Raw genomic sequence first — 16,781 nt, forward strand, 5'->3', positions numbered from 1 at the left:
CGCCAATAGCGGGGCCAGACTTCAAATCAATGACCTAAAACTAGCCGCTCACAGGGGAGCCGATATGAAGACCGCAGGTGATGTAATTCAGTTACTCAAAGACAAGGACGTCAAGTTCGTAGACTTCCGGTTCTCGGATACGAGGGGCAAGATGCAGCACGTGACCGCCGATGTATCATGCATCGATGAAAGCGTGTTTACGGATGGCTATGCTTTCGACGGCTCCTCCATTGCAGGTTGGAAGGGCATCGAAGCCTCCGACATGCTTCTTATTGCAGACCCAACCTCTGCCCATGTCGATCCCTTCTTCGCCCAGACGACGCTGGCGGTCTTCTGCGACGTACTCGAACCCTCCACGGGCGAGCCTTATGAGCGCGACCCTCGCTCTATTACAAAGAAGGCCGAAGCCTACATGATGTCGACCGGCGTTGGTGACGCCGTCTACTTCGGTCCGGAAGCCGAATTCTTCATGTTCGATGACGTGCGCTTCACCGCCGATCCTTACAACACCGGATTCCGCGTAGACTCCACCGAATTGCCGTCAAACTCTGGCACTGAATATGAAATGGGCAACCTCGGACACCGTCCACGCATGAAGGGTGGCTACTTCCCGGTACCTCCCATCGACAGCGGACAGGACATTCGTTCTGAAATGCTCTCTGTCATGGCCGAAATGGGCGTGAAGGTTGAGAAGCATCACCATGAAGTTGCTTCGGCTCAGCACGAGCTCGGCATCCAGTTTGCGCCGATCGTTACGATCGCTGACCATCTGCAGATCTATAAGTATGCAATCCACAACGTGGCGCAGGCTTATGGCAAGACTGCCACCTTTATGCCGAAGCCTGTCTTCGGCGACAACGGCTCGGGCATGCACGTGCACCAGTCGATCTGGAAGAATGGATCGCCGGTGTTCGCAGGAGACAAGTATGCAGATCTCTCCGAGACCTGCCTGTTCTATATCGGCGGTGTCCTGAAGCACGCCAAGGCGCTGAACGCGTTCACGAACCCGTCGACCAACTCTTACAAGCGATTGGTTCCAGGCTACGAGGCTCCTGTGCTGCTGGCCTACTCGGCTCGCAACCGCTCCGCTTCATGCCGCATCCCCTACACCACCAGCCCGAAGGCAAAGCGCATCGAAATCCGCTTCCCGGATCCGACCGCGAACCCCTACCTTTCATTCGCTGCGTTGCTCATGGCTGGCCTCGACGGCATTCAGAACAAGATCCATCCGGGCGATGCGATGGATAAGAACCTGTATGACCTGCCACCTGCCGAACTGGCGAACATCCCGACGGTTTGCGGCAGCCTACGCGAAGCTCTGGACAGCCTCGACAAGGACCGCGCCTTCCTCAAGATGGGCAACGTGTTCACGGACGATACCATCGACGCTTACATCGAGCTGAAGATGGAAGAGAACATGCGTTACGAGATGACGCCGCATCCCGTCGAGTACGACATGTACTACTCTGTTTAATTCGACCATCTTCGTCTTTCGAGACGCCAACGGCCCGGGAGCAATTCCGGGCCGTTTGATTTTCAGGCGAATGGAGTGACGGAACCAGCCGACATCAGATGTAGATGAGGATGAGCAGTAGCGCGCCACAAGCGCAGATATAGCCGAAGTGGCCCATGTTCTCGTTCAGCCATTTCACTACGCGGCGAGGGATCTCTATCCAGCAAATCTTGGCCAACTGACACAGGGCGACCCCACCCAAAACGCCCGCGATAAACGATATCGGATCAATGTGTAGCTGAAATCCGTTTTGGGCGAGTTGTCGGCCGATGGCATCTGCCGAGTCCGGCTGAGAGAGCCCCGTTGAAAGAAAAGTTCCAGCAATCAGAACACCGGCGAAAATCGATAAGATACCGAGAACGCGCTCCATATCCTGCCTCGCAAAAATCTCCCCAAAACTCCAAGACTTGAGCCGCAGATCACCCTGTCAATCGGTCCACGGAAAGTCGGCGTTCGAGTAGTTTAATGCTTCAGATTTCAATACCGGGTTAACCACGACGAAGATCGCCAGTGACGGTTTTCGAAAAAATGAAAAATCAAAACTCTCGGGTCTTGCGAGGCTACCTCGGCATTGACACATAGATAATACGAGCGCAAGATTAGCGTCTCGAACAGAAGGAGGTTTAAGAAAATGCTCCCACCTGGTCAGATTATCGCCGCGCAACTTCTCGCCCAAACACAGTAGTTTCGCGTGGCGTCTCAATAATCAAAATTTGAAATCTATGATCGAATAAGGTTTGTCTTTGCACGCTCTATCGTAGAGCTTTGCGACAGCATCGTGGGAGAAGGATTCGATGCGAACGTCCAACGATGGGCGAAGGCGCAGGGGCTCCGATCCAGCAAGCTGAGATGATCCGAATTCGAAAATGACCTGAAGTGTTCTGGTCGGACGCCCAAGGAGGATAGGACCAACTGGCGTGCGAGGTCGGCACCGCGTCAAACACCGAACGGAAACCGCGCTTAGTCGTGGTGCGGTTAGGCCCGGCAAACCGAACCCGCAATGCTTCATGTCCACCCCACCGCTGAAAGGTGCGCCCAAAACCGACACGGTTGAGCCCGGGGGTTTTTAACCCACCGGGCTCTGTCTTGCTTGCGATGATCCTCAGTCAGCAAAGCCCGAATGCTCACACCGCTTCGAGCGCTTGCTCCAGATCCGCGATAATATCAGCCTTGTCTTCGATGCCGATTGAGAGCCGCACGACATCGTCGCCAGCCCCAGCAGCAGCGCGCTGCTCGTCCGTAAGCTGGCGATGCGTAGTCGAAGCTGGATGGATCACAAGGCTGCGGGTATCGCCAATGTTTGCGAGGTGGCTGAACATCTTCAGCCCCGCAACAAACTTCACGCCAGCCTCGTAACCGCCTGCCAGCCCAAACGTGAAGACGGCTCCCGCCCCCTTGGGACAGATCTTGTGGTGTAGCGAGTGGTACTTGTTGCCGGGCAACCCCGCGTAGTTCACCCACTCGACTTTCGGATGGCGTTGCAGCCAGTCTGCGACTGCAAGGGTATTTTCGCAATGGCGCTGCATGCGCAGAGGCAACGTCTCTACCCCTGTTAGAATGAGAAACGCATTCATTGGAGAGATCGCCGGACCCAGATCCCGCAATCCCATTACGCGTGCCGCTATGGCAAAGGCAAAGTCGCCGAATGTCTCGGCGAGGCGCATGCCATTGTATGAGGGATTTGGCTCAACCAGCGTCGCATAACGATGACGGCTTCCCAGCCAGTCATAGGTTCCACAGTCGACGAGCGCGCCACCGATTGAGTTCCCGTGGCCGCCCATAAACTTCGTGAGTGAGTGGATGATGATATCTGCGCCGTGTTCCTTGGGGCGGCACAAGTATGGGGTCGCCAAAGTGTTGTCGACAATGAACGGCACTCCAGCTTTCTTTGCGACCGCCGCAATGGCCGGGAGATCGACGATGATCCCGCCTGGATTTGCAATTGACTCGCAGAAGATCGCTTTTGTCTTAGGCGTTACAGCCGCCGCAAAACTCGCGGGGTCCGTAGCATCAGCCCAAACCACGTTCCATCCAAACTTTTTGAAGGCGTGATTGAATTGGTTGACGGAGCCGCCGTAAAGCTGCCGGCCAGCGATGAACTCATCACCCGGCTCTAGCAACGTTTGAAACGTGAGAAGCTGGGCAGCGTGACCTGATGCAACGGCCAGCGCGGCTGTACTATCCTCCAACGCAGCAATGCGGGCCTCCAGCACAGCTTGTGTTGGATTCATAATCCGCGTGTAGATGTTGCCGAAGACCTCAAGGCCAAACAATGCCGCGGCATGCTCGGCATCATTGAATACGTAGGACGTCGTCTGATAGATCGGCGTCGCTCGCGCACCTGTTGAGGGATCTGGTGCGGCGCCGGCATGTACGGCCAGCGTCGCGAATTTGGGGGCGCCTTGATCTTGCGTCATTGCGAATCCTAGTTGGTATGGACTGATACCAATGGATATACGCGAGGCACCGAACGACGGGAATACCGCAGGAAACCCTTGAACTTAGTTGGTGAGCAGATCAGGCCTTCGCCGTTTGCTTTACCCGTCCACACGTCCAGCGTGCTACGCGCCAATTGGGGTGGCCTTCTTGCCACCTAGCAATTTCGCTCTGCCCATGAAGCATGCACTGATACGGCGTGATGCTCCCAGCCATGTAACTTAGGTTTACATCTTTGCAATTCGCGGGTTCAGCGATCAAACAGACCGATAGTACAATCTCTATCATGGTTATGCTCCATAAGTCTCGATGGACCGGCGGCTATAGCCAGGCACATTCCACTTAGGCGCACTTCCCAACCTGGATTTTTTTTGTTATCTATTCTCGCCAATATTTTCAGGTTAACTTTGCAACGACATCCTAGACAAGATAGAAACTTAGGCAGGATCTGGTTATCCGCTAGGCATTATCTGTGATTCGGCGATGTTCCTTTTCAGTCAATCACGATAATTGATGCTTTTACATCACTTATTGGTGCTTTTGCGCGACGCTTAGTTTATATGGTCGCATCTGAGCTGCTCGAAAGTTAGCCATCACTTTTCGAGAAACATGGGAAAAATTCCCGATGACACTCTTCTGAAGCAGTTTCTTCGGCCCGGATCGGTATCGAGTTATGAGTCGTGCATGACGGTATTTCTTCGTCCGCGCTTGCGCGGTATGGTACTTCTCAGACATCGTTCGAACTGGATCTTCATGTAAGTAGACGTGGCATGGCCGGTTCACCTGTCTCCAAGCCTCAGATTGACACGCTGTTCGCTGGTCTTCTTGCGGGCCGGGATTTTTTCGGACCCGATAAGATCGCGGTTGAGGATTCTGAGGGGCAAAAACTCAGCTACAGTCGCCTTGTTCTCGCCAGCCTGATTCTGGGACGGCGACTGTGTAAAGGCTCTCGTCAGGGCGAAGCCATCGGGATTTTGCTCCCCAACGTTTCCGGCTTTCTCATTACGTTATTCGGCCTGAACGCCTTTGGACGGGTTGCAGCGATTCTCAATTACACATCGGGTTCGCGCAATCTGACATCAGCTGCCCAGACGGCTCTTATACGGACTGTCGTTACATCGCGCCGGTTCGTAGAGATGGCCAAACTTGAACCCGTTATCGAGGCGATAAGCGAAACGCGGACCGGCAGCGGCCAGATGGTGCGCATCGTCTATCTTGAGGACGTGAAAAAAAGTATCGGCCTCTTCGATAAAGCTCTTGGGGCGATGCGTAGTCTGTATGCTGGGTGGTTTCATCAAGGGCAAGGCAGCGGTCCCTCAAAAGCTGCCGCGGTACTCTTTACGTCCGGCACTGAGGGGTTGCCGAAAGGCGTCGTCCTGACCAACGCCAACCTGATGGCCAACTCTCGCCAAATGTTCGCGCATGCGGATGGAGCGCTTTCGACGGCCGATGTCGTGCTCAACCCACTGCCCATGTTTCATTCTTTTGGCCTCACGGCGGCGACGCTCATGCCGCTGCTCAACGGTTTGAAAGTCGTATTGTATCCAAATCCATTGCAGTATCGGCAAGTGGCGCGCGCCATTCACGCGAGCCGCGCTACCGTTCTGATGGCCACGGATACCTTCCTGCTGGGGTATGCGCGCGCGGCAGAACCCGGAGAGCTGGATAGCATCCGTTTGGTTGTTGCTGGGGCGGAACCCGTCAAGGAGGAAACGCGTCGCCGGTGGGCTGCTTTCGGAACTGAGATTTTGGAAGGGTATGGCGCAACTGAATGCGCGCCCGTTATCGCGTTCAACTTACCTGCTACCAATCGTTTCGGCACCGTTGGGCGGGCGTTGCCGGAAATTGAAACCAACCTCGTGCCGGTACCGGGACTTGCCGACGGAGGACGGCTGCGAATTCGTGGTCCCAATGTCATGGCTGGATATTTAGCCGCCGAAAATCCGGGTGTTGTTGTTCCTCCCGAAGGCGGATGGCATGACACCGGAGATATCGTCAGGATAGATGACGATGGCTTTATATCGATCCAGGGGCGCGCGCGGCGATTTGCGAAGATCGGCGGCGAAATGGTTTCGCTCGCTGCGATCGAACTCCTAGCACAGGGGCTATGGCCGGAATCGCAGCACGTCGTGGTGAGCCTGGCGGATGTCCGGAAGGGCGAACAGCTTGTGCTGGTTACGGACGCTCGGGAAAGTTCCGCCGAAAAGTTGCGTGCTTGCGCACGGGAGCAGGGCTTTCCGGAGTTGTGGGTGCCCAAGATGATTTTGGTCGTCCCGGCGATCCCCGTTCTGGCTACAGGCAAGGTAGATCTCCCAGCCACAATCGCCATGGTACATCAATGGCGCGATGTCTCCTGAGGGCGTCGTCATAAATGCATTGTTTGGTATATTCAGGGATCGTGATCAGGCAGCAACGGCGCTCTGCGAAACGCACAGAAACGCTTTCGGCCTATTGACCAGAAACCCAACCTCTTCCATCAAAAGCCTATAGTTAACCCTCGGGGTTCAGCAGTGCCCCAGGATGCGTTTGAAGGCCGGTGTTGGCCTTTTCTTTGGGGCATTTGTCATGAGCATGGGTTCGATTCCCGAACAAGCCGCCGAGGCTGGTTTCGGGGCACCTAAATTCGGTCTCGTGTGGGCGCTTAAGCGCGCCCTTCTTGGTATTATTATTTTAGTTGTTTCTCTTGGCAGTCTAGCGTGGCTGACGCATGCCGCCATCGATCCGAATCTTGAAGAGGCTGACGGCCTTATCCCCACGATCGGGCGCGTCGTTGGTAATTTTTGAACCTGCCCCGCGATCGCAGGCCTAATACTTTCGAATAGCAGCCGGTTGCGTTTTGCTGTGCTTGCACAGTGTGCCACCTGGTTTCATCGCCTTTGAATGTGTGCGTCGGGAGATGCCTTGTTTCCTTGAAACCGGCTCAATACGAGCGCATGTCCAGTCTTTACCGCGCACACGACATTTATTCAGATCTGCGAAACCCTTCGCACTGCAGGGCGGCCGCGCAGTACCGCAAGTGGCTTGATCAGCCCAGCGGTTCACATAAGATCATCATTTGCCTCCGTTTATCGTGACGGCGGCACACGCCGGTGGTCCAGCCGGCTGTCGAGGGATACAGATGTCGGAACAAGGTAAAACGTTTCCCGAGTTCTACATTACCTCACCCCAGCCCTGCCCTTACCTGCCTGGCCGGCTGGAGCGGAAGCTTTTCACGCATCTCACTCGCGATAAATCGCCAGGCCTGATCGACAATCTCTTGAAGGGCGGTTTCCGGCGCAGTCAGAATATCGCGTACATGCCTTACTGTGACGGCTGCAACGCATGTGTTTCCGTGCGCGTCCTGGTCGATGAATTTGCTCAGGGCCGTTCGATGCGGCGCATCGTAGACCGCAACCGCGACCTCGCTTCTCGTTGCGTTGCACCGGTTTCTACGAGCGAGCAATACCGCTTGTTCCGGCAGTACATCGATACGCGGCATGGCGATGGAGGGATGGCTGACATGACCGTCCTCGACTACGCGATGATGGTCGAAGACAGCGTTGTTGACACGTTCTGCACGGAGTATCGCCTCAAGCCCGAGGATCCTCTCAGTTCAACTCAAGTGTCCGACTGGCCGTTGATGGCTATGGCACTTTGTGACCGGCTGTCTGACGGGATTTCTATGGTGTATAGCTACTTTGATCCTGACGCACAGAGCCGCAGTCTCGGCTCCTACATGATCCTCGATCACATCGATCGGGCCCGGCGTCTTGGCCTACCTTATCTTTATCTCGGGTACTGGATCGCAGGGTCTCGGAAGATGTCTTACAAAATGCGTTTCCAGCCGCAGGAGCATCTCACGCCCCAGGGATGGCTTCCCTTATCGCCCCGCCGCTAATCCATAAGTCTCTACCGTCTCACGGACATTTCCAGCCTCAACCTATTGTGAACAAGAAAAAGGCGTTCTCGCCCTTTTCTCGATACAGACGGTCTGTTCGTATTGGCGCGCATCGTTTGCCGGTGAACCATTCCGGTCTATCGCGCGTTGACGCATGACGTCGGCGCTTAGCCTCCCAATCCGTTCATAGCTACTCCAAGAAGGGACTTTTTTTCATGCCAGCGTCCCCCGAGGATTCGGCGCAACGCCATCGCTTTTCCGATACGTCCGTCTCCCTAGGAGAACGGCTTCACGCAAGCCGAGAGCTCTCCCTCACATTGGCCCGGCCACTCACGGACGAAGATCAGACTGTGCAGGCCATGGATGATGCCAGCCCGACGAAATGGCATCTCGCGCATACGACTTGGTTTTATGAAGCGTTTGTGTTGCGCAACCACATGCCAGGCTACCAGCCATTTTCCGATCGGTTTGAGTACTGCTTCAATTCCTACTACGAAACGCAAGGCCCCCGACATCCTCGTGCGCACCGCGGATTGCTGACCCGCCCCTCGGCGGAAGAAGTTCGCCGCTATCGAAGCCACGTCGATGAAGCGCTCATGGGGCTTATGAGTGACGAGGGCTCTCTTGCCCCCGAAGTTAAGGAATTGATCGAGCTCGGAATCAATCACGAGCAACAGCACCAAGAATTGCTCTTAACTGACATCCTCAGCCTTTTCGCGGCTCAGCCTCTGCGTCCCGCTTATCAACCTCTGACGCTCGTAACAGAAGCCAACAGTCTCGCCTCAGAGACACGTTGGATTTCTTTCGATGGTGGCATCAAAGAGGTGGGCCATGACGGACAGAGTTTCTCCTACGATAACGAACTGCCCCGCCACGACGAACTGATCCGTCCATTCAAGCTTGCGCATCGCTGTGTCAGTAACAGCGAATGGCTCGAATTCATCGAGGATGGCGGCTACGTTAACCCGCTCTTATGGCTTGCGGACGGCTGGGGCGCAGTCAAATCAAATGGCTGGCAGGCACCTGGCTACTGGGAGGAAACGGCTGACGGCTGGCGGCAAATGACTCTGCACGGTCTCGTCCCACTCAATCCAGCGGCACCCGTAAGTCACGTCAGCTATTATGAGGCTGATGCTTTCGCTCGCTGGGCAGGAAAGCGCCTCCCGAGCGAATTTGAATGGGAGCGCGCTGCACAGACAACCGATGCCGCAAACAATCCCGCTAATACGCTTGGTAGCGGCACGCTTCGCCCTTGCCCGGCTAGTGCCGATGCTCCGGTGGACCGCGTCCAACAAATGATGGGCGACGTGTGGGAGTGGACGGGGAGCGCTTACCTACCTTACCCGGGCTACCGTCCGCCGCCCGGTGCTGTTGGCGAATACAATGGCAAGTTCATGTGCTCGCAGCACGTGCTGCGCGGCGCATCATGCGTTACGCCTGACGGGCATTCGCGCATTACGTATCGCAATTTCTTTTACCCCCACCAGCGTTGGCAATTCATGGGCCTAAGGCTCGCGGAGGATGCGTGATAATGTTTGAAGAGATCGACGACAATCTCCAGGATGATTTCGAGGTTTCATCAACCCAGCGCGATAATGATTTCGCGCAGGCGCTGCTCGCCGGATTGTCCAAGAAGAAGAAATCGATTCCCTGCCGCTTCTTTTACGATGGGCGTGGCAGCGAGTTGTTCGAGGAAATCACGCGGCAGCCCGAATACTATCCGACGCGGACGGAGACCGCGATTTTACGCGCCTGCGCGCCCGAGATTGCGCAAGGCACACCATCGGGTGCGGTCCTTATCGAGTTTGGATCGGGTTCGAGCCTCAAGACCGAACTCCTGCTAACGGCACTCGATAAACTTCACGCGTATGTGCCGATCGATATTTCACATGATGCGTTGGCGGAAGCGAAAGCCCGGCTTTCCAAAAAATTCCCGCGTATCGCTGTTCGCCCGATTGCAGCCGACTTCAGCCGTCCTGTGAAACTTGATCCGGATCTGGCGAAGCGCTCTCTGCTCGGCTTCTTCCCAGGCTCTACGATCGGTAATCTGGAGCCTGACGCTGCGATCGACCTTCTCAAAACAATGCGCCGCGTTCTTTCACCTGAGGGTCGACTGATCATCGGGGCGGATCTCCGGAAAGACGAAAAGCGCTTGCTCGCAGCCTATAACGATGAGGCCGGCGTCACAGCGGCGTTCAACCGCAACGTCCTGATGCACGCTAATCGAGCTCTTGGCACGCACTTCGATCCTGATCGTTTTGAGCATTCTGCCACCTACGACTCTGAACATGGCCGCATCGACATGCACCTCGTCAGCGCACGTTCTCAGACGGTGCGTGTTTTAGGGCACGACATTCATTTCAAAAAGGGCGAACGCATCCATACGGAGCATTCGCACAAATATACGATTGAAGGGTTCCAGGCGTTGGCTCGGAAAGCAGGATGGTCCCCCGATAAGGTTTGGACGGACCCCGACCGACTCTTTTCGGTGCACGAACTGCGCTGTCCCTAATCGCGCTGCGCTACGAACGCAAACAGCAGAGCCCAACGTTTTCCGTCGGGCTCTGCCTATTTTTGGTGTCGATCACCGCGAGCTAGAGGCGATGATCTGCTGCAAGGCGTCGGCGTCGCGACGCAGCCTGTTCAAGGTCGCAGCTTCCGCCGAGAGCCCTATCACGCCCTTCGCCGTCACGTAGGGCCGCCAGATCCTTTCCCACCGCTCGGGCGAGATAACGAACTCGTCGCCCACCCCGAGCATGGCATGCGGGTCTGCCGGTTGGACCGCGAGCCACTCCAAGACGGCACGCCAGATCTGCTCAGAGACCCGGGTGTTTCCCGGCCCCTGAAGCTGAACGATGGCATAGCCACCCCCAGGCGTGCCCCGTGGTCGAATCTCAACCGTAGCCACGCGCTTATCCTGGACGCGAACCGAGAGGATCGTGCAGACACCCTGTGCCACTAGCGCGGCATAAGTCGCCACGCAGTGGTTCATGATACTGCCCTCTTGGTGCAGCTGGGCCGCCGTGCGAAGCGGTACCACGCGATAGCCATTTCGCACCCGCTGACGGCTGTAACGCCCAGGACCACGCCGTCTGATACGCGGAGCCTCGAAGCACGCCACGATCTTTTCGATCCATGCGATCGTGGCGGTCGCAGCGACGCTGAACGGCATGCGACGGTTCCACGGTTCATCGATCAACTCGCGTGCCGCGCCTTCCTCGACACCGGAGTACCAAGCGTAAGCGGCAAGCGGCAGGAGCGGAAATCCGAGGCCCAGTTCGCGCTGGAAGAACTTCTGGCTGGCCAGCCACATGGCGAACTCGGAGTTCGCCGCGCAATGACCAAACTGCACCCACTGCAACCAACGCCTAGCCGCTTCCGGGTTCTTCGGCACGAGTTGCGCCATGCGTCCCTCGAAATTCGAACCCACCGGCAAGGCGTTCAACGGCTGCGCCAGAACTTCCGGAGGCAGACGCCGTGCCCAATACGGTACGCCCAGCACACGAGAGACCTCACGCAGGCTCTCACCGTCCTTGGCCATACGCGTAGCCGTTCCCCTGGCGCTCGCATTGAGCTCAGGAGAGACGATCGCCACCACCGCCGCGGGGAAGCTCGTCACGAGGTCCGCGAGGCGGGGAGACAGGCCAGCGTATTGGCGCACACGACGGCGAAAGCTCGGGTGGTATCGCCGGATCTGCCGTTCAATGGCTTCGTTCTTTTGAAGCGTCTGTGCCATGGTCTTTAAGTCCTGCTGCATCAGACGCACGTGCAATGGCGCAGCCGGAAACGCTCAGGGCTTAGATGAGGCCCTTCGTGGTTCAGGTTTGGCCGTGCTTCCTCTCGGAAAACCGGTGTCCACTTTTCCGGAAGCACTCTCTTGCTCTGGCCGTGCTTCCTCTCGGAAAACCGGTGTCCACTTTTCCGGAAGCACTCTGGCCAAATCAGCCGGAAATCACGTACGTCGTACCTGCTCGCGCTCCACGCTCATGCGGGGAACGTGCCTGTCGTCATCGAAGGCAACGAAGTTCGGCTCAGAAGCCGAGGTCGAGCGTTGGCAAATAATCGCCAATGACGCGCGCAAGCTGCCACGCGCCAATTACTGGCGTGTCGAGTAAATCTCGTTGGGCTTCGCGCATGGGGTTCTCACAACAGTAGAAAAAATGATTGGCAATGGCGCGGGCTTCTAAACAGAGAAGTCGGCAAAGTAAAGGCCGTAGGGTGAGAAATTATTCAGAGGCGCGTTTAACGCAGCTCCGTGTCGGCTATTTCTTCAAAGCTGTCTCAAGTTTTGAGAACATGTATTTCCATTTTTCGGTCTGCGTTTCGACCAGCACTGTCATCCTGGCTTTGAGTTCGGAAAGCACTGCGCAATCGGGCGTGCTCGCTTCTGCGCCTTCCTGCCCCAACGTCGCGATCGCCGCGAGCAGATCCTGCGATTTTGTATCGTAGACCGCAATGGTGTCGTCGCGAACGAACGGTGCGGCTGCGACCATGAACTGATCATGATCCCACCCGTTTTTCTCTTTCAGCTCGCGTAGCTTTTCCTGAAATACAGGCCGATTTGCATTGTTCAGATCGCGCAGGGCGGAAGCGGCGTCATCAACCACAGCTTCAAAATCACCGCGCGCGCAATTCGTCTCCTGAGCCTGTGCCGGGGTCCGGACAAGCATCAAAAATAACGCAAAAAGGATGAGTGCCCACTTCCCCATCAGGGGTCTTTCCCAGCCTATCAATGCCCAATCGAACGATACCCATGACTTAGTTGTGAGCCAAGTTCAAGGCATGGGACGCGGCTGTTCCAGCAGATGGGTGTTGAAAGCCACACCGCTGCGGTATTCAAGTGACGCCTACCGGAAGAGCGCCCGGCAGGCATTTGGTACGCCAGGCATCCGGACGGACTGGCTTTGTTGCGCCGTGCTTCTTATCGGAAAACCGGTTCCCACTTTTCCGAAAGCACGCTCTGGTTTGAACGTGCTTCTTATCGGAAAACCGGTTCCCACTTTTCCGAAAGCACGCTAGCCGAACGCTGGACCGAAGGAGTTGGACCGCGGGAACCTCGGCGGCACCGTGCGGCCAGCCTGCGCCCGCGCCCCGACCCAATCAGCGAGATCATCCAGCGACATCGTGAACGTGCGGTTGGCGCTGTCGACCCAGGTCAGGCCCGTCTCGGCATCGAAAGCCTTAACATCTGAGAGACCACCATCACGGAACCGCTGCAGGATCACGCCCTTGCCGCGCGTCATCTCATTGACTTCCTGCGTTTCAAAAATGAGAAGCCTGCGGTTATCTCCAACCGTTGCAATCCGGTCGCCTTCGACAGGAACAACAAGCTTCGCCTCATCCGGCTCGCTGACATTCAGCACCTGCTTGCCCTTGCGGGTTGCGGCGACGACTTCATCCTCGGGCACAATGAATCCGTAACCCGCCGTAGACGCGACGAGCAAACGGCGTCCCGGCTGATAGACAAACGCAGTGACGATGTCGTGATTATCCTCAAAATCGACCATAAGACGGACCGGCTCACCGTGTCCGCGTCCGCCGGGCAACTGGCTTGCTTCCAGCGTGAAGAATTTACCGTTGGTCGCGAACATCAAAATCTTGTCGGTGGTGTGCGCGTGGAAGGCCCGCTTGAGCTTATCGCCCTGCTTGAAGTCCAGCTTACTCAGGTCGTCAACATGGCCCTTCAGAGTCCGCACCCAGCCCTTTTCGCTGAGGATGACGGTGACGGGCTCCTTCTCGACAAACGCCTGATCCAGATCGACCTCAATGGTGGGCGTTTCCGCGAACGAAGAGCGCCGACGTCCGAGGTCAGTTTTTTTCGAATAGCGCTCGCGCGTCTCCTTGATCTCTTCGGCAACTTTGGTCCACTGCAGATCTTCTGAGGCGAGCAACGCCTTTAGGCTATCGCGTTCCGCCGACAGCTTGTCGTGCTCGGCACGGATCTGGATTTCTTCAAGCTTGGAGAGAGCCCGCAAGCGGAGGTTCAGAATGGCTTCGGCCTGCACATCGGTAAGCTCGAAGGTCTCGATCAGTTTCGCCTTCGGTTGGTCCTCGAAGCGAACGATACGGATGACCTCGTCGATGTTCAGGAATGCGATCAGATAGCCCGCGAGTACCTCGAGGCGGTGCTCGATCTTCTGCAAGCGATGGTTCGACCGCCGGACCAACACTTCAATGCGATGTTCAAGCCATTGCCAGAGCACATCGCGCAAGGACAGAACGTTGGGAATCTGTCCGCCGGACAGAACGTTCATGTTGAGCCCGAAGCGGATTTCGAGCTCGGTGAGCTTGAACAGGCTCTCCATAAGCAGGATGTGATCCACCGTGCGGGTTTTGGGCTCCAGCACGAGCCTGATCTCTTCCGCCGACTCGTCACGCACATCGCCCAAGAGCGGCAGCTTGCGCTCACTCATCAGTTCGGCAATTCGCTCCACGAGCTTCGACTTCTGAACCTGGTAGGGCACCTCTGTAATGACGATCTGATAGCCGCCGCGGCCGAGGTCTTCTCGCTCCCACTTGGCGCGCAGCCGGAACCCACCCCGTCCCGTGCGATAGGCCTCAAGAATCTGCTCACGAGGCTCGACTATGACGCCACCCGTCGGGAAGTCGGGTCCTGGAATATACTCGACGAGCTTCTCGATCGTGGCGTTGGGATGCTTGATCAGATGCAGGAGTGCGTTGCAGAGTTCCTCGGCATTGTGCGGAGGAATGTTGGTCGCCATGCCCACAGCAATTCCGGAGGAGCCGTTCGCGAGCAAATTGGGGAACGCAGCCGGGAGAACGACGGGTTCATTATTCGTGCCGTCGTAGGTCGGACGGAAATCAACCGTATCGTCATCGATGCCGTCCAGCAGCAGCGTTGCGGTCTCGGTCAGACGGCTCTCGGTGTAACGCATCGCCGCCGCGTTATCGCCGTCTATATTGCCGAAGTTGCCCTGGCCGTCGACCATCGGGTAGCGCACGGCAAAGTCCTGCGCGAGACGGACGAGCGCATCATAGATCGCCTGGTCGCCGTGCGGGTGATAGTTACCCATCACTTCGCCGACAATCTTCGCACACTTCTTGTAGCCAGAATCCGGGTCGAGCTTCAGCTCGCGCATCGCATAGAGAATACGCCGATGCACAGGTTTGAGACCGTCGCGCACATCTGGCAGCGCTCGGCCCATAATGGTTGAGAGCGCGTAGGCGAGATAACGCTCTTCGAGCGCATCGCGCAGGTTTACGGGCTCGATCGGACTGTCGTCGGGTAGAATCGGTTTTTGGCTCATGGAGATCGGTTACTGCGCCGGACCTGCCGGCTCAAGTGCTGCAACGCCACAGGTTGCAGAAACACACTTAATTGAAGGGCTGCGCGCTGCAAACGGCGCACTTCGGTTATTTTACAAAGTCTTGCCGCAACAGGCGAGCATAACAATGCGTCACGCTCCCCCAATCGAGAGACGGTCCACATGACACCCGTTGCTCCGGATGTTCCGGCGGTTGAAGTCCAAATTATCGAGATGACCAATGCCTACCGCGCCAAAAATTCGCTAGGTGCGGTCCACCGCAACGCAGCTTTAGACAAGGCGGCCCGGGCCTATGCGGAATATTTGAGCCGCACCAACACCTTCGCGCACGATGCCGATGGCCGACAGCCATCGGCTCGGGCTGAAGCGGCGGGCTATACCTACTGCCAGATCGCAGAGAATCTCGCGATGGCGCTCGATAGCCGCGGCTTCACCACTTCCGCCCTCGCGAACCAAGCTGTGGAGGGATGGATCAAATCTCCTTCGCATCGCAAGAACCTGCTTGCTCCCTACGTCAAGGAAATCGGTGTCGCCGTCACGCGCGTCCCCGATAAGCATCCGAAATACGTCTCCGTGCAGCTTTTCGGTCGGCCTACATCCGAGATGTACGCGTTTCGCATTTCCAACCGTGCCCGACAGAGCGTTGACTACACATTCGGCGGCGAAACGCACGAAATCGGACCGGGATACTCCGTGCAGCATAAAACCTGCGAACCAGGCGTCATCGCCTTTGATATCGCAGGAAAAAGTGCAGGGAAGGTCCAGAGTCGTTATACGGCCGCCGATGGGCAATCCTATCGCCTGAGCCAGGATCGCTCCGGCCAGATTCGCATCGAGATCGAACCCGTGAGCGGACGTTGATCACCTGCTGGTCTGTTACGCCTCGGCCTGCGCGCGCCGCTCAATCAATTCAACCATGCGGTGGCGCACATCCGGCACCTTAGCGTCCCTTGGTGCGAAGACGCGCGTTTGCAGAAAATGCCCAGTCAGCGCCAAGCCGGCACGCACATCCTCGGATGTAACGGGTACTTTTCGCCCCTTGATCAGGAAGGCCGGGAGCGCCAGAAGCTTGTCGCGATAGGGTTCGCCAGCGGACGCGGATACCGCGCGGCCCGACTTAGGCGAGACGTAGATCAGATCATCATTGATGCCGGTTGCAGCACAAGCTGTGAGGTCCAAGCCGAACCCCATTTCATCGAGCAGTGCCAATTCCCACCGCACCATCAAGGCAGGCCAAACGCTATCGTCGTCGAGGAAGCCTAGAACAAAGAGAGTGATCTCATAGAGATTGGGGTGAGGGTCGCGCTCCGGCATCAGGTGCAGCAGCGTACAGAGGGATGACAGCGCGGCGAGCGAGCCGGGGTCAGACATGGCCGTTGCGGCAAAGCCCCGACGCAGTTCGATTTGCATATGGCCCAACTGATCCGCCAGACGGGCCTTCCAGGTTGCATCGACGTGATTGCCGATTTGCAGCACGGGGCGTAACCGACGAGAGCGGCCGCCATGGACGAGACCGAGATGGCGCCCATGGGAGCGGCTGAATAGCTCCGCGACCGCCGCCGTCTCACCGTGCGCACGGACCGCGATGACAATGCCTTCGTCCGTCCATTGCATAATCGAGCGTAACCGGGCTCCTACCCATGTTTCGGCGATGCGATCCACCCAACTC

At 57.0% G+C, this 16,781-nt stretch carries 13 protein-coding genes; 7 read left to right on the forward strand and 6 right to left on the reverse strand.

Going from position 1 to position 16,781, the window contains the following annotated elements:
• Positions 1 to 64: 64 nt before the first annotated feature.
• On the forward strand, positions 65 to 1,474 hold the full coding sequence (gene glnA / locus K5845_RS08615; RefSeq protein WP_046478894.1) for a type I glutamate--ammonia ligase: 1,410 nt from the start codon (positions 65 to 67) through the stop codon (positions 1,472 to 1,474).
• 94 nt (positions 1,475 to 1,568) lie between these two features.
• Here glnA and K5845_RS08620 read toward each other — a convergent pair whose 3' ends face one another.
• Positions 1,569 to 1,883 (reverse strand): hypothetical protein, encoded by a 315-nt coding sequence (locus K5845_RS08620; protein ID WP_046478895.1) that lies wholly within the window; start codon positions 1,881 to 1,883, stop codon positions 1,569 to 1,571.
• Positions 1,884 to 2,637: 754 nt separating this feature from the next.
• Complete coding sequence (locus K5845_RS08625) at positions 2,638 to 3,930, reverse strand: O-acetylhomoserine aminocarboxypropyltransferase (protein ID WP_090229094.1); 1,293 nt, start codon at positions 3,928 to 3,930, stop codon at positions 2,638 to 2,640.
• A gap of 789 nt (positions 3,931 to 4,719) precedes the next feature.
• On the opposite strand from K5845_RS08625, the gene K5845_RS08630 reads away from it, so the two are divergent.
• From K5845_RS08630 to egtD, 5 genes are all read left to right on the forward strand, one after another.
• Positions 4,720 to 6,306, forward strand: coding sequence for an AMP-binding protein (locus K5845_RS08630; RefSeq protein WP_287958794.1), 1,587 nt, complete (start codon positions 4,720 to 4,722; stop codon positions 6,304 to 6,306).
• A 163-nt stretch (positions 6,307 to 6,469) separates the two neighbouring features.
• Positions 6,470 to 6,733 carry a hypothetical protein gene (locus K5845_RS08635; RefSeq protein WP_046478899.1) on the forward strand — a complete coding sequence of 88 codons (264 nt, stop codon included), beginning with the start codon at positions 6,470 to 6,472 and terminating at the stop codon, positions 6,731 to 6,733.
• Between the two features lie 334 nt (positions 6,734 to 7,067).
• Positions 7,068 to 7,826 carry an arginyltransferase gene (locus tag K5845_RS08640; RefSeq protein WP_046478902.1) on the forward strand — a complete coding sequence of 253 codons (759 nt, stop codon included), beginning with the start codon at positions 7,068 to 7,070 and terminating at the stop codon, positions 7,824 to 7,826.
• A 215-nt stretch (positions 7,827 to 8,041) separates the two neighbouring features.
• Positions 8,042 to 9,355, forward strand: coding sequence for an ergothioneine biosynthesis protein EgtB (egtB, locus tag K5845_RS08645; RefSeq protein WP_090229088.1), 1,314 nt, complete (start codon positions 8,042 to 8,044; stop codon positions 9,353 to 9,355).
• 2 nt (positions 9,356 to 9,357) lie between these two features.
• Positions 9,358 to 10,338, forward strand: coding sequence for an L-histidine N(alpha)-methyltransferase (egtD, locus tag K5845_RS08650; protein WP_287958795.1), 981 nt, complete (start codon positions 9,358 to 9,360; stop codon positions 10,336 to 10,338).
• A 72-nt stretch (positions 10,339 to 10,410) separates the two neighbouring features.
• Here the strand turns inward: egtD and K5845_RS08655 are convergent, their stop codons facing one another.
• The 3 genes from K5845_RS08655 to parC form a co-directional block, all read right to left on the reverse strand.
• Positions 10,411 to 11,562, reverse strand: a complete 1,152-nt coding sequence (locus K5845_RS08655; RefSeq protein WP_170832464.1) for a PcfJ domain-containing protein — start codon at positions 11,560 to 11,562, stop codon at positions 10,411 to 10,413.
• A 526-nt stretch (positions 11,563 to 12,088) separates the two neighbouring features.
• Positions 12,089 to 12,535 (reverse strand): hypothetical protein, encoded by a 447-nt coding sequence (locus tag K5845_RS08660; RefSeq protein ID WP_244464931.1) that lies wholly within the window; start codon positions 12,533 to 12,535, stop codon positions 12,089 to 12,091.
• Between the two features lie 306 nt (positions 12,536 to 12,841).
• Entirely contained in the window at positions 12,842 to 15,094 is a 2,253-nt protein-coding gene (gene parC, locus K5845_RS08665) for a DNA topoisomerase IV subunit A (RefSeq protein ID WP_046478911.1), read from the reverse strand.
• 180 nt (positions 15,095 to 15,274) lie between these two features.
• Here parC and K5845_RS08670 point away from each other — a divergent pair, with 180 nt between their 5' ends.
• Positions 15,275 to 15,973, forward strand: coding sequence for a CAP domain-containing protein (locus K5845_RS08670; RefSeq protein WP_287958796.1), 699 nt, complete (start codon positions 15,275 to 15,277; stop codon positions 15,971 to 15,973).
• Between the two features lie 15 nt (positions 15,974 to 15,988).
• Here the strand turns inward: K5845_RS08670 and recO are convergent, their stop codons facing one another.
• Complete coding sequence (gene recO / locus K5845_RS08675; protein WP_046478917.1) at positions 15,989 to 16,726, reverse strand: DNA repair protein RecO; 738 nt, start codon at positions 16,724 to 16,726, stop codon at positions 15,989 to 15,991.
• Positions 16,727 to 16,781: the final 55 nt, after the last annotated feature.

It is taken from the genome of Filomicrobium sp. (assembly GCF_025698805.1).
Taxonomy (GTDB): Bacteria; Pseudomonadota; Alphaproteobacteria; order Rhizobiales; family Hyphomicrobiaceae; genus Filomicrobium; species Filomicrobium insigne.

Bases quoted from the DNA above. Each gene is read 5' to 3' on its own strand.
- recO (WP_046478917.1), bottom strand. From the start codon at position 16,726: ATGCAATGGACGGACGAAGGCATTGTCATCGCGGTCCGTGCGCACGGT.
- parC (WP_046478911.1), bottom strand. From the start codon at position 15,094: ATGAGCCAAAAACCGATTCTACCCGACGACAGTCCGATCGAGCCCGTA.
- K5845_RS08625 (WP_090229094.1), bottom strand. From the start codon at position 3,930: ATGACGCAAGATCAAGGCGCCCCCAAATTCGCGACGCTGGCCGTACAT.
- K5845_RS08655 (WP_170832464.1), bottom strand. From the start codon at position 11,562: ATGGCACAGACGCTTCAAAAGAACGAAGCCATTGAACGGCAGATCCGG.
- egtB (WP_090229088.1), top strand. From the start codon at position 8,042: ATGCCAGCGTCCCCCGAGGATTCGGCGCAACGCCATCGCTTTTCCGAT.
- K5845_RS08635 (WP_046478899.1), top strand. From the start codon at position 6,470: ATGCGTTTGAAGGCCGGTGTTGGCCTTTTCTTTGGGGCATTTGTCATG.
- glnA (WP_046478894.1), top strand. From the start codon at position 65: ATGAAGACCGCAGGTGATGTAATTCAGTTACTCAAAGACAAGGACGTC.
- K5845_RS08670 (WP_287958796.1), top strand. From the start codon at position 15,275: ATGACACCCGTTGCTCCGGATGTTCCGGCGGTTGAAGTCCAAATTATC.
- K5845_RS08620 (WP_046478895.1), bottom strand. From the start codon at position 1,883: ATGGAGCGCGTTCTCGGTATCTTATCGATTTTCGCCGGTGTTCTGATT.
- K5845_RS08640 (WP_046478902.1), top strand. From the start codon at position 7,068: ATGTCGGAACAAGGTAAAACGTTTCCCGAGTTCTACATTACCTCACCC.
- K5845_RS08660 (WP_244464931.1), bottom strand. From the start codon at position 12,535: ATGGGGAAGTGGGCACTCATCCTTTTTGCGTTATTTTTGATGCTTGTC.
- egtD (WP_287958795.1), top strand. From the start codon at position 9,358: ATGTTTGAAGAGATCGACGACAATCTCCAGGATGATTTCGAGGTTTCA.
- K5845_RS08630 (WP_287958794.1), top strand. From the start codon at position 4,720: ATGGCCGGTTCACCTGTCTCCAAGCCTCAGATTGACACGCTGTTCGCT.